This window comes from Mycobacterium sp. SMC-4, assembly GCF_050205565.1.
In the GTDB taxonomy this organism is placed as follows: domain Bacteria; phylum Actinomycetota; class Actinomycetes; order Mycobacteriales; family Mycobacteriaceae; genus Mycobacterium.
The window spans coordinates 254848-267886 of the sequence record NZ_JBNMQU010000008.1; the positions used below are offsets into that span (position 1 = coordinate 254848).

Consider the following 13039-nt stretch of genomic DNA (forward strand, 5'->3'; position numbering starts at 1 on the left):
CGCGGGGGGCGCCCTGACACCAGTTTTACGAGGCGGCGTTGAGCTCGATCTCGGCGATGTCGGTCCGGCTCTCTCCGTCGACCTGGCCCAACGTGGTGATCCACACCAGCACATTCGACGTCGGCTCGGCGTCCTCGATCTCGATGGTGTTCGAGCCCGGCTTGAGCGTGGTGGGCTCGGTCAACGCGGTGGTGGAGTCCAGCGACGACGGCGAAGCGCTCGACGAGGAGCGGATCTGCACCGCGGTGCCCGTGCTGTTCAGGTCGATCGTGACCGACCCCAGGGCGGCCGGCTCGGCAAGCTCCAGCAGCAACCCGACCCCGCTCTTGAAGTTGGGGAACGGCGTCGCGTCGGAGTACGTGTCGGTGGGCCACACCGTCGAGGAGTCACCGTCGATCGCAAGGTCGGCCAACTCGGGTGCGTCGGCGCCGCCGCCGGGCGAAAACACCGTCACCCCAACAGGTTTGATCTCCGAGCCGGTGGCACGGGTGGGCTGCTCGTCCTGGTCCTGCACCGACGACGGCGCGTTGAGGCCCAGCGCGTCACCGCCCAGGCCGTCGCCGACGTCACCGAAGATCCGGCTCAGCACGGTGGCCAGCAGCACCACCGCGATGATCACGACGGCCGCCCCGACGGTGAGCCCGATGATCAGGCCTTTGCGGCGGCGCGCCTCGGCCTCGGGGTCGGGTTCCTCGGTCCATGCGGGTGCCGCGGCGGCGGCATTGTCGTCGACGGGCGCGATGTGGTCGGTGCGGTCGGCGATCGCGGTGGCCTGCTGGAGCAGGTTCAGCAGCGTGGGGGCGCTGCGGATACCGCCGTTCTCCTGGACGGCGTGCGCGGCGGCCGCCGAGATCTGGAACGGAATGTCGCGGTCGATGCTGCGCGGCTCGGCGGGCTGGCCGGCGGGGTCGAGTTCGGCCGGTGCCAACCCGCTCGGCGCCCCGGTTTCCGGGAGGGGCCAGCGGTTGACCAGCAGGGCGTACAGGGCGGCGCCGATCCCGCGGATGTCGTCTTCGGGGGTGGCGTCGGGCATGGTGGCGGGGAACGCGAGCGCGACGTCACCGTCGATGCTGACGCGAATGCGGCTGGGATGGTCCACCGACAGCGCCACCCCGTTGCGGTGGGCGACCTCGGCGACCGCGGCCAGCGACTGGATCGCCCGTGCCCCGCCGATCGGGGACGGCGCGGTCTCGGCGACCTCGGCCAGCGAGCCCCCGCGAATCCACTCCGAGACCACCAGCCCGCCGGTGGTGATGGGCAGGACGTCGAGCACCCGCGCCACGCCGGGCATGTCGATGTTGCCCAGCCGCTCGGTGCGATCGAGGATGCCCTGCACCCGCGCGGCCGGCAGCGCGCCGTCGGGATCCACGAACGTCAACGCCACCTGTCGGTCCAGCGCGGTGTCGAGCGCCTGCCAGAACTGCAGGTGTTCGGGGCCGCCGTGGAACACCAGCAGCCGGTAGCGGCCGTTGGCCAGCGTGGCGCCGGGGATCAGGTGTGGTTCCTCGTTGCCGGGCGCGACGTCGAGGCCCTGGGCGGGTGCTGCGGGCATCACCTCGGTGGGCGGGACGTCGGGTTGGAAGTCGTCAGCCGACGGCCGATCGGGGTGCGCACCCGGGGTGGGAGACGTCAAGCGCTCGGTCTCCGGGCTCGGTGCAGAGCCGCCGGCGTGTTCGTCGCTCACGGCAGGTCCTTTCCGCCTCCGGTCGGGGTGTAGCTCAGGGTACGTGAGGGTTCCGCGGGGGTTCTGCGCAATGGCGGTCGCCGGGCGCCGGCCCAATCTGCTGCGGATCGCGTCCACGACAGCCGTCGCCTCGGGCACCTTGGCGGCCAACAGCACCGCGGCGAGGATCGGCGCCATCACCAGCCCCAGCAGCGTCAGCCGCAGCAGCGAGCCGACACCTCCCCACGCCTCGGTCAGCGCATCGAGGCCGGCGAGCTCGTCGACGACATAGGCGACCAGTCCGGCCGTCAGCGACGCGGCGATGGTGACCAGCACGGTGCGGATCACGTCGAGGCTGATCAGCCGCCCGTCGGGCGGGTTGAGCCGGTTGCGCAGCAGAACGTAGCCCACGGTGGCGCCGGCCAGGAAGCCCAGCCCGTTGGCGAGTCCGAGGTAGCCGGCGACCAGGTCCGGGTCGTCGGTCATGTGCGGGGCGGCCAGCGACGCGGCGATCTTGACGATCGTGATGACGACGATGAGCGCAATCGGGGTCCACGGCTCCTCGCGGGCGTAGAAGACCCGCAGCTGCAGCAGGACCAGCGCATACGGGATCAGGGTGAACGCCGACAACGTGATCGCCATGCCGAGGTACCCGGCGTCGACGGCGCCGAAGTTCCCGTAGGCGAACAGCGCGGTGCCGATGGCCGGCCCGCCGACGGTCATCACCGCGACGACGGGGATCAGCGTCACCATGGTCAGCCGGGTGGCCAGCGACAGGTCGGCCAGGACCGCGGGACCGTCAGCGGCCGCAGCGTTGCGGGACAGCCGGGGCATCACCACGGTCAGCACGGTGACGCCGATGATGCCGAATGGCAGCTGCAGCACCAGCCAGGTGTAGTTGTAGATGGCCGGGCCGGAGGCGGCCGCCCCGGCGGCGATCTGGTTGCCGACGATCAAACCGACCTGGCTGATCAGCACGTAGAGCACCATCGCCAGCGCCATCATCGCGAACTTCTTCAGACGCGCGTCGATGCCCCACAGCGGCCGCAGGCTGATCCGTTCCCGCCGGATCGCGACGAACAGCACCGCAGCCTGGGCGACCACGCCGAGTGTGGTGCCGATGCCCAGCACCAGCAGCTTCGCGTTGCCCATCTCGACCGGGTCGATCGAGAGCTCGCCCGGCACGATCAGATACAGCGCCAGTGTCAGGATGGCCACCACGTTGTTGACCACCGGCGCCCACGCCGGGGGCCCGAAGATGTTGCGGGTGTTCAGGATCGCCATGAACACCGACGACAGACCGTAGAAGATGATCTGCGGCAGCAGCAGATACGCGAACGCCGTGGTCAGCGGCCGGTTCACCAGCGGGTCGGAACCGAGCATGAGGTTCACCAGCGCAGGCGCGGCGAGCGTGGAGATCACCGTGACCGCCAGCAGCAGCGTGGTGGCCAACGTCATCAGCCGCCGCACGAACGCCGCGCCGCCGTCGGGGTCGTCGCGCTCGGCGCGCGCCAGCACCGGCACGAAGATCGCGGTGAACGTGGCCTCCAGCACCAGCGCCGCGATCAGGTTCGGCAACTGGTTGGCGACGGTGAACGCACTCGTCAGCGCCGCACCCAGGATCGCGGCCAGCAGCACGATCCGGGCGAAACCGGTGAGGCGGCTGACCAGGGTGGCGATCGCCATGCCCCAGGAGCGCGACACGACTGCGCGGTCGGAGAGTTCCTCGCGGACTTGCGCCGCGCCCGCGCCGGGCTGGGCCTCCGCCGCACCGGCGGCGGGTCGGACCGGGTCAGTCACTGCCGCCTCCCGTGGAGGTGGTGGTGCGGCGGCGCGGGGTGTTGTCCGCATCGTCGTGTTCGAAGGCCAGCGCGACCTCGATGGGGTCGGGCCGGTCCAGGTCGGCCGGGTCGGGTTGACCGCGGAACCGGTGCCACAACCGTCGCCCGACCAGCAGCACCAGCACCGCGCCGCCGGTCAGCGTGATGATGAACAGCACCTTGCCGTAGGCGTTGGAGTGCACCGACAGGCGTGCGGCCTCGCCCAGCGGCAATCCGTTGGCGGTGCGCAGCGCCACGTCGACGGCCACCCGTTGCGTGAAGTGCACCTCGATCGGCACCTTGATGGGCAGGAAGCCCGGCGGCAGGACGATCTCGCCCATGTCGGTCACGGTCATGCCGGGCGGGGCGTCGATCTCCAGGCGCACCCGGATCGGCACCGGCAGGTCGTTGCGCAACGCCAGCGGCAGCGGGCTGCGCTCGGTGGCCAGGGTGTAGGAGCCGCCCGGGTTCACGATGGTCACTGCGTTGAACAGGTCCTCGACGGTGGTGCTCACCGTCGTCAGCCGCTGCTGAGCCAGCCCGCCGCGCGCATTCGGCGGCACCGACAGGCTCAGCGCGCGCAGCAGGTCCTCCCGCAGCGGCGCGGTATAGCTGACACCGGTCAGGCCGGTGCGCTCGTCGGTGGTCAGCGCGGCGGTCAGACCCCACAACCGGCCCGTGGTCGCGGCGATGCCCGACACCACGGCATCGTCGAACCGGCCGCGCGGGTTGGGCGGCGATGTCGGCGGCAGGGGAGCGGTGCCGTGCACCGCGGCGGCCTCGTCGATGACCGCGCGCAGCGAGCGGGGCGTGGCCAGGCCGGCCCGAATCGACGTGCGCACCGCGCTGAGCACCGCGGCCGCATCGTCGGCGGTCAGGTCCCACATGCCGGGCGGCACCAGCAGTTGCGTGCGCGGCGTGACGTCCGGGTTGAGGCTCTGCCACAGCAGCGCGCCGAGCGCGTCCTGGCGGCGGGCCACCGGGGAGTCCTGTTTGAGCGGGGTGTCCAGCGCGGCGCTCAGATACGACGGCGACTCCGGGGACCGGCCGAGGCCGGCCAGCGCGGCACCGACCGCCGGATCGAACGGCACGGCCACCAGATTCGGGGTGAACCGCACCGGATCGACGGTCGCGGTCTCCGGGGCGACCCGGTCGCCGTCCTGGTCGCGCGCCAACTCGGCGGCCCCGATCGCCACGCTCGGCCCCTGCGCCGACAGCAGTTCCACCGTCGGTCCGGTCATCGGTCCGTCGCCGACGATGCTGACCCCCCGCATGGAGGGGATGCCGAGGATCTGGTCGACGATGTCGGCGGAGCCGCTGGTGGCGATGCGGGCCAGACCGGGGTCACCGACCCGGTGCAGTGCGTCGAGGTCGGCTTGCGCGTACGTCGTCGGCGTCACGCACAGCCGCGCCGCCACGGCGCGCAGCCGGGCCAGCCAGTCGATCGCGGCCTGCTGTGCGGTGCCGGGGTGGGTCGCGGTGCCGCGACCGGAGTCGGAGCTGTCGTTGACGACATAGCCGGTGGTCATCGCGTTGACGGTGACCAGCAGATCCGGGTCGACGGCCAGGCATACCGCGCGGGTCAGCTCGCCGCCCGGGTCCACTTCTCGGCTGGTCGCGAAGTCGATGGCACTGAGCATGGTGTCCAGGCGCCCGCCCGGAGCCAACGACGTTGCGAGGTCGTCGTCGATGAGCCGGACCGGGGTGGTGCCTCCCGGCGCACCGGCGGCCAGCCGGGGCCGATCGGCCAACGGCCACAGCAGCGTCGTCGCGACGGGGCTGGTGGTGTCGGGCGCGACGGTCGCGTCGAGGGTGCTCGATTCGGCGTCGTCGGGCGGCACTCCGATCACGGGCAGCAGGAACCGGGAGTCGTCGAGCCGGGCCGGGGCGCCGTAGTCGGGGGTGCCGTTGACGTTGACCATCACCGGGTACACCCCGGGCTCCTGCACGTCGAGCGACTGCTCCGTCGAGCGCAGCGGGTACGCCAGCCGGAACGGCACCTCCTGGCCGCGCGTGAGTTCCGGTGCGATCGTGATGAAGTCGGCGACCGGCTGGTACTGGTCGACGTTGCCGGTCAGTTCGGTCCGCAGCGCGGTCGACGCGCGAACCGGGTCGGCGCGCTCGAGACGCACCACGACGTCGCGGACGGACCGGTCACCGACGTTGCGGATGGTGCCGGTGACCGTGACCAGCGGGTCGCTGGTCGTGGTGACGATGTCGGGGGAGACGCTGTCGATGTCGATCTGCAGAAACTGCTTGACGCCCGGTTGCGCCGCGGCATGCGGGGCGCCCACCGTCGGCGCGACCGCCAACAGCAGCGCGACGACCGCAACGAGCAGTCGCGCGAGCAGCCCCCTCACGGTCCTTGACCGCAGCCGTTCGTCCGCCGGCCGGTTTGAGGTGCAGCGGTGCTGTCGGGCTTGCCGTTGCGCGCATGCGAGTGCGTCTGCCCGCGCCGCCGCGGCGTGCTGCGCGGGAGCGGGGGCAGTGCGCCGGGGCCTTCGGCGTGCAATTTGGCGATCAGTTCGTCGGCAACTTCGGCGAGGCGCCGTTCGTCGGCGTAGGCCAGCCGGGACGGCAGCTCGGTGACCGGTACCCAGGCCACCTCGCTGACCTCGACGTCCTCGTCGCACAGTTCTCCACCGCGGAAGCGCATCAGGTAATGGTGCACGGTCTTGTGCACGCGGCGGCCCTCGGTGACGAACCAGTAGTCGATGCTGCCGAGCGCGGCGAGCACGTCGCCGCGGATTCCGGTCTCCTCGGCGACCTCGCGGATCGCGGTCTGTTCGGCGGTCTCACCCATCTCGATGTGGCCCTTGGGCAACGACCACAGCATGCGGCCGCGCCGGTCGAGGCGACCGATCAGCGCGGCGACCTGCCGCTCCTTGGGGCCGTCGAGACCGTCGATCACCAGGCCGCCGGCCGAGGTCTCGTGCACCGTGCGCAGGCGGTCGGACGGTCGGCGGGGCCGGGCCTTCTGCGGTTTGGGGGAGTGGGACTTCTGCTCGTCGGTGGCACTGGACGCTGCGGGCTGACTCTGCGTCCGGTGCTGGTCGGCACCGACCGAAGGCGCTCCTGCCGCCCGCCGACCGCGCCGCCGCCCTCGGCGCCGGCGTGCTCTGGGCTGCTCGCCTTCCGACACCTCAGCGATATTAGCTGGCATGAACGCCTGTCTACGTCCCACTCGCCGGTCGGTGACATGGCTGTGACCAGTAGGCTCATCGGACGTGCCCGACCCTAGGCAACACCGCCCCTCCGATGTCGAACTGCTGGCCGCTGCCCAGATTTCCCTGAACCGGCACGCCGGCGTGCTCGCCGAGCTCGGGGCCCTGTTCGCCGAGCACGGGCACCAGCTGTATCTGGTGGGGGGCAGCGTGCGCGACGCGCTGCTGGGCCGGCTGGGCACCGATCTGGACTTCACCACCGATGCGCATCCCGAGCAGATGCAGCGCTTCCTGCGCGGTTGGGCCGACGCGCTGTGGGACACCGGCATCGAGTTCGGCACCTTGGGCGTCGGCAAGGGCGGTGACCGGCTGGAGCTGACCACGTTCCGCGCCGACACCTACGACCAGCAGTCCCGCAACCCGCAGGTGCGCTTCGGCGACAACCTCGCCGACGACCTGGTGCGCCGCGACTTCACCGTCAACGCGATGGCCGTGCAGGTGACCGCGCAGGGCCCGGGCGAATTCTTCGACCCGCTCGACGGGCTGTCCGCGCTGCGCGCGGGAGTGCTCGACACCCCGTCGGAGCCGGAGGTGTCGTTCGGCGACGACCCGCTGCGGATGCTGCGCGCTGCGCGGTTCGTCTCCCAGCTCGGGTTCACGGTGGCGCCGCGGGTGCGGCGCGCGCTCGAGGAGATGGCTCCGCAGCTCGGCCGGATCACCGCCGAACGGGTGGCCGCCGAACTCGACAAGCTGCTGCTGGGCGCCGATCCGGTGGCCGGCATCGACCTGATGGTGGCCACCGGTCTGGGCGACGTGGTGCTGCCCGAGGTGGGCGGCATGCGGATGGCGATCGACGAGCACCATCAGCACAAGGACGTCTACCAGCACTCTCTGACAGTGCTGCGGCAGGCCATCGAGCTCGAGGATTCGGGCCCGGACCTGGTGTTGCGCTGGGCCGCGCTGCTGCACGACATCGGCAAGCCCGCGACGCGCCGGCACGAGCCCGACGGCGGCGTCAGCTTCCACCACCACGAGGTGGTCGGGGCGAAGATGGCCCGCAAGCGCATGCGCGCGCTCAAGTACTCGAAGCAGATGATCGAAGACGTCTCCCAGCTGGTGTATCTGCACCTGCGGTTCCACGGCTACGGGGACGGCCGGTGGACGGACTCGGCGGTGCGCCGGTACGTCACCGACGCCGGGCCGCTGCTGAGCAGGCTGCACAAGTTGGTGCGCGCGGACTGCACCACGCGCAACAAGCGCCGCGCGGCCCGCCTGCAGGCCAACTACGACGATCTGGAACGCCGGATCGAAGAGTTGGCGGCCAGGGAGGATCTGGCGCGGGTGCGGCCGGACCTCGACGGCAACGAGATCATGGAGATCCTCGGCATCCCGGCCGGTCCGCAGGTGGGCCGGGCGTGGAATCACCTCAAGGAGCTCCGGCTGGACCGCGGACCGCTCAGCCGTGACGAAGCCGTCGAAGAACTGATGATGTGGTGGAACCGACAGCAGGGCTGATGCGTCTGAACCGGTATGGACTACTGCCTCGGCGAGCCGGACGGCTCGGCGCGCATCTGGACGGTCGATCCCGACGCCGACACTGACGGTGACGGCGTGCTCGACGGGTTCGGCCTCGACGTGGACAGCGACGGCCTGCTCGACGATCTGTTCGCCGACCGCGACGGTGACGACACGGCCGAGTTGGCGTTGATCGACGGTGACGACGACGGCTTGGCCGAGCTCGCGTTCACCGACGACGGCACCGGCACCTGGGCCGTCGCCGCCGAGCGCGCCGCGCCGCTGCGCTGGTTCGGTCTCGATGGCGCCGAGCAGCCGGCCACGGCGGCGGCGGTGGACATCGACGGGGACGGCGAGGCCGTCGAGCAGCTGGCCGACCACGACGGTGACGGTCTGGCCGACCGGGCGTTCGGCCCCGGGACGGCGTGGGCGGACACCGACGGCGACGGCCGCTGGGATGTGCGTCTGACCGACGACGACGGCGACACCCGCGCCGACCGCGCCGAATACCTCTGACCCCCTCGTACCGCGAGCTCGCGTGTCTGTTGGCCGACACGCCGCTCACCGCGGGCGTTATCGTCACCCTCGGCGCCGACGAGCGGGCGCCGACCGTCAGTCGCGACCCCGCCCCGGCGGCCCGGCGAAAGCCTGTGCGATGTCGAGCCAGCGCTGCGCGTCCGCGCCGACGGCCGCCACGTCCAGGGTCGCCCGCGGCCGGCGCTGGGTGACCAGCATGCAGAAGTGTTCGGCCGAGCCGAGGACGCGCTGCTCCGCATCGGCCGGACCCCACGTCCACTCGGACTCCGAACATCCCTGCGGTGTAGTGAGTTTCACGTGAAACGGCGCTTCGGGTGGGGTCAGACCGTGCACGGTGAAGGCGAAGTCGCGGGTGCGGACGCCGATGTGGGCGATGGACCGTAACCGTGCGGTCGGCGCGCGAGCGACCCCGAGCGCGTCGGCGACGTCCAGGCCGTGCGCCCACGTCTCCATCAGCCGCGCCGTCGCCATCGACGCCGCGCTCATCGGCGGACCGAACCACGGCAGCTTGCGTCCGGCGGGCACGGAACCGAGCGCGTCGTGCAGGGCGCTGCGGGCTGCGCGCCAGTCGTCGAGCAGCTGGGCCGGGGCGACCACCGCCAACTCCTCGGCGGCGGCGTCGACGAAGCCCGACGGGTTCCGACCCGCAGCGGCGAGCACGTCCCCGAACGCGCTTTCGTCGGTGGCCGCGGTCAACGCCACGCGGTCGGTCCACAGCAGATGGCCGATCTGGTGGGCGATGGTCCAGCCCGCAGCGGGGGTCGGGGTCACCCATGCTTGCACGGGCAGCTCGGCGACCAGCGCATCCAGGTCGGCGCTTTCGGCGCGCAGATCCGTGATCAGCGACTCGAGCTCGGCCACGGGCTCACCCTAACGACGCACCCGCAGGCCGCGCGCCGCGGTCGCGTGCACCGCCAGGCCGGCCAGATAGACCAGACTGCCCGCGACCGCCAGCCCGGGAGCGCGCCCGTCGGGCGGGATGACCGCCGCGCCGGCCGCGATCGCGGCGATGAACGTGATCCAGAACAACGCGTCCTGAACGGTGAAGACGTGGCCGCGCAGCGCGTCGTCGACATCGATCTGCATGGCCGAGTCGGCGCACAGCTTGACCACCTGTCCGGCCGCCCCGAGGAGGAAGCCACAGACCACCATCACCGGGAGGTGCAGTCCCGCGCCGGACAGCTGGACGACCGCGGCGAACGCCAGCGCCGCGTTCGGCACGGCGTAACGGCCCCACCGACGCACGAGCACCGGCGTCAGCAGCGTCGCGAGAAACGACCCCGTGCCGGTCGCGGCGACGAACAACACCGCGGTTCCGAGCCCGACGACGATCTCGTCGCCGCTGTGCCGGACCAGCACCAGCACCAGCAGCGTGTTGAGACCGAACACCATGCGGTGGGCGGCCAACCCGCCCAAGGTGGCCAGCACGCTCGGCACCGCACGCACGGTGCGGGCGCCGTGCACCCAGCCGGTGGCCACCGCGTAGCCCACCGAGCCGTGCACGGCTCGGGTGCTGTCGTCGGGACCGAGGAGGTGCGCCGGGAAGCGCAGCGACAGCCACAACGCCAGCCCGACCGGCAGCGTCACGGCGAGGATGACGATCGACGCGCCGAAATCCCCGGCGCCGAACAGCCATCGCGGCACCAGCATGAAGTTCGCGCCGAAGAACGCCGCTACGGCACCGGTGGCCGCGGCGATCGAGTTCATCGCGATCACCTGCTCGCGGGGCACCAGATGCGGCAGCGCCGCCGACAGACCCGACGACACGAACCGGGTGAATCCGTTGACCACCAGCGCGCCGATGAGGATCGGCAGGTCGGCCACGCCGAAAGCCAGTAACACGCCGACCGCGGCCACCAGCACCAGCCGGAAACCGTTGGCGACGACGATGACCTGGCGCCGGTCCCAGCGGTCCAGCAGCGCCCCGGCGAACGGCCCGACCACCGAGTACGGCAGGAACAGCACCGCGAACGCAGCCGCGATGGCCCACGGCTGGGCGGCTCGTTCGGGATTGAACAGGATGGCGCCGGCCAGCCCGGCCTGGAACAGCCCGTCACCGAACTGGCTGACCGCGCGCAGTTCGAGGAGCCGCCGGAACTCCGGCAGCGCCTGCACGGAGCGCCAGACGGCACGGCTTTCACGCACGGGGTCACGTCCTCGGGGGTGGGGGTCGGCACGGTGCGGGGACTCCGGCCGGTGTTCCCCGCGTGGCCGCGACCCGATCCACAGTACAAATATCTGCCGAATGACCGATCGGATCGTCACCTGGCGGCAGCGGTGGTGACATGATGGGAAACGTGGGGCAGCCAGAGGATCCGGAGGACTACGTCGCGCCTGCGGCACACCGGGTACGGGCGGGCACCCTGCTTCTGGCCAACACCGACCTGTTGGAGCCGACTTTCCGGCGCAGCGTCATCTACGTCGTCGAGCACAACGACGGCGGCACGCTCGGCGTGGTGTTGAACCGGCCCAGTGAGACCGCCGTCTACAACGTGCTGCCGCAGTGGGCCAAGCTGGCCACCAAACCCAAGACGATGTTCATCGGCGGACCGGTCAAACGCGATGCCGCGCTGTGCCTGGCCACGGTGCGCGTGGGTCTCGACGCCCACGACATTCCGGGTCTGCGGCACATCCAGGGCCGCATCGCGATGGTCGACCTCGACGGCGACCCGAACGAGATCGCACCGGCGATCGAGGGTGTGCGGATCTTCGCCGGCTACTCCGGTTGGACCATCGGCCAGCTGGAGGGCGAGATCGAACGCGACGACTGGATCGTGCTGTCGGCGTTGCCGTCGGACGTGCTGGTCGAGCCGAAGGTGGACCTGTGGGCCCGGGTGCTGCGCCGGCAACCGATGCCGTTGAGCCTGCTGGCCTCGCACCCGATCGATCTCAGCCGGAATTAGACCCGCACGACAGGGTGCAGCTGGCGCAGGCGGTGCCGCATTCGGCGGGCGGCTGAGCGGCGTTGCGCGCGGCGACCGACTTGGCGGCTTGCCAACAGCCCGCGCCGACCGTGCCGAGGGCGCCGATCACACACATCGCGAGGATCACCGTCGACATCGGTGCAGTGATCGACAGACTGGCCACGGCGCCGGCGGCGAGCATCACCGCGGCGGCCAGCTGGGTGGGGGCGACGGCACGAAGTACCTGATGGACGTAGTCGTCGGTGGGGCGCCGGGTCAGCGACCAGACCCCCGACGCGGCCGCCACCGCGGCCCCGCACAGACACAACACGGCGGCGACCAGCATGGATATCAGGATACGGCTTCGGGTTGGGCCGCCGTCCCCCGGGCGCCAGGCTTCGCCCGGGGGACGACGTCGTCTATCCCTGCAGTCCCAGCGCCTGGGCCGGGGCCGGTGCCGCAGGAGCGGCGGGAACGGCCGGTACTGCAGGAGCCGCGGGCGCAGGGGGAAGGGGCGCGCCGGGCGGCGGTGGTGCGGCGGCCGGCGCCGCCGAGGGCAGCCCGACCTTGAAGCCGTTGACGATCGCGTCGGTGGCGTCCGCGGCGGCCACGACCTGGTCGACGCTGGTGGTGACCGCCAGCGACACCAGGTAGCGGTCGGGGCCCGCGGTGGCGATGACATGGCGACGCGAGGTGTTCAGCGTCATGTTGTTCTCACGGTAGGTGCCTTCGATCAGCGCCGAGGGCATCCCGCCGAAGTCGGCGAGCGACGCGTCGGTGGTCCGCCACGCCGGCAGCTGATGGCTGTCGACGAACCCGTGGCTGATGGCCTCTTTCGGGTCGAACTCGCCGATCAGTCTGTAGACGACGAGCTGAGCGTTCGACGTGTACAGGCCGTTGCCGCCGACGCGGTCGGCGATCACCGCGAACGCGTCCGGGACGTTCGGGTCGGGGATGTGCTGCCAACCGCGCGGCATGGGCAGCACGATGTTCAGGGCCCGGAAGTCGCGGCTGGATTGGGGCTGCATCGTCACGCCCTTGGCGGCGAAGAACTCGGTGAGCGTGCCCGACGAGGCCGGCGCGATCGTTGTGGGCGGGCGGGGCGGCACGACCGGGGCGCTGACGCCCGCCGGGACCGCCGCAGCACCGCCGGTGACCGCCGGCGTCTGCCCGACCACCGGTGCGGGCGCGGCGTTGGGGGTCACGGTGACGGTCTGGGTGACCGTCGCTGCGGCTGGAGCCGGGGCCGGAGCCGGCAGCACCGGCATGGGCTGCGCGCCGGCCGTCGTCCCGGTGATGGTGAGCACGCCGGCGACACCGGCGGCGCACGCCCCGACACCTCCCGCCAGAACCCGCCAGCGGCGGGCGATTTCGCTCATCGAGTGAACTCCTCCCATACCTAGCCGACCCGGTGTACCCGTGCGGCGCGGGCGACGA

10 protein-coding genes are annotated in these 13039 nt (G+C 71.6%); 3 read left to right on the forward strand and 7 right to left on the reverse strand.

Going from position 1 to position 13039, the window contains the following annotated elements:
• Positions 1-25: 25 nt before the first annotated feature.
• From murJ to ACQI46_RS16255, 3 genes are read right to left on the reverse strand one after another with little or no spacing between them, the layout of a single operon-like run.
• A complete protein-coding gene (gene murJ, locus ACQI46_RS16245) occupies positions 26-3514 on the reverse strand; it encodes a murein biosynthesis integral membrane protein MurJ (protein ID WP_427095036.1) in 3489 nt (1162 codons plus the stop codon).
• Positions 3456-5843 carry a DUF6049 family protein gene (locus tag ACQI46_RS16250; protein WP_427095037.1) on the reverse strand — a complete coding sequence of 796 codons (2388 nt, stop codon included), beginning with the start codon at positions 5841-5843 and terminating at the stop codon, positions 3456-3458. The genes murJ and ACQI46_RS16250 overlap by 59 nt, the downstream gene beginning before the upstream one ends.
• Entirely contained in the window at positions 5840-6625 is a 786-nt protein-coding gene (locus ACQI46_RS16255) for an NUDIX hydrolase (RefSeq protein ID WP_427095085.1), read from the reverse strand. The genes ACQI46_RS16250 and ACQI46_RS16255 overlap by 4 nt, the downstream gene beginning before the upstream one ends.
• A gap of 85 nt (positions 6626-6710) precedes the next feature.
• On the opposite strand from ACQI46_RS16255, the gene ACQI46_RS16260 reads away from it, so the two are divergent.
• Together ACQI46_RS16260 and ACQI46_RS16265 are read left to right on the forward strand one after the other, a co-directional pair.
• Positions 6711-8162, forward strand: coding sequence for a CCA tRNA nucleotidyltransferase (locus tag ACQI46_RS16260; RefSeq protein WP_427095038.1), 1452 nt, complete (start codon positions 6711-6713; stop codon positions 8160-8162).
• 15 nt (positions 8163-8177) lie between these two features.
• Positions 8178-8678 carry a pullulanase gene (locus ACQI46_RS16265; RefSeq protein WP_427095039.1) on the forward strand — a complete coding sequence of 167 codons (501 nt, stop codon included), beginning with the start codon at positions 8178-8180 and terminating at the stop codon, positions 8676-8678.
• Between the two features lie 96 nt (positions 8679-8774).
• Here the strand turns inward: ACQI46_RS16265 and ACQI46_RS16270 are convergent, their stop codons facing one another.
• Together ACQI46_RS16270 and ACQI46_RS16275 are read right to left on the reverse strand one after the other, a co-directional pair.
• Entirely contained in the window at positions 8775-9560 is a 786-nt protein-coding gene (locus ACQI46_RS16270) for a TIGR03084 family metal-binding protein (protein ID WP_427095040.1), read from the reverse strand.
• 9 nt (positions 9561-9569) lie between these two features.
• Complete coding sequence (locus ACQI46_RS16275) at positions 9570-10844, reverse strand: MFS transporter (protein ID WP_427095041.1); 1275 nt, start codon at positions 10842-10844, stop codon at positions 9570-9572.
• 143 nt (positions 10845-10987) lie between these two features.
• On the opposite strand from ACQI46_RS16275, the gene ACQI46_RS16280 reads away from it, so the two are divergent.
• On the forward strand, positions 10988-11602 hold the full coding sequence (locus ACQI46_RS16280) for a YqgE/AlgH family protein (RefSeq protein WP_427095086.1): 615 nt from the start codon (positions 10988-10990) through the stop codon (positions 11600-11602).
• On the opposite strand, the gene ACQI46_RS16285 is transcribed toward ACQI46_RS16280, so the two are convergent.
• The gene (locus ACQI46_RS16285; protein WP_427095042.1) at positions 11589-11948 is read right to left on the reverse strand and encodes a hypothetical protein; all 360 of its coding nucleotides are present in this window, start codon (positions 11946-11948) and stop codon (positions 11589-11591) included. The genes ACQI46_RS16280 and ACQI46_RS16285 overlap by 14 nt on opposite strands.
• 73 nt (positions 11949-12021) lie before the next feature.
• Positions 12022-12981 (reverse strand): LpqN/LpqT family lipoprotein, encoded by a 960-nt coding sequence (locus ACQI46_RS16290; RefSeq protein ID WP_427095043.1) that lies wholly within the window; start codon positions 12979-12981, stop codon positions 12022-12024.
• Positions 12982-13039: the final 58 nt, after the last annotated feature.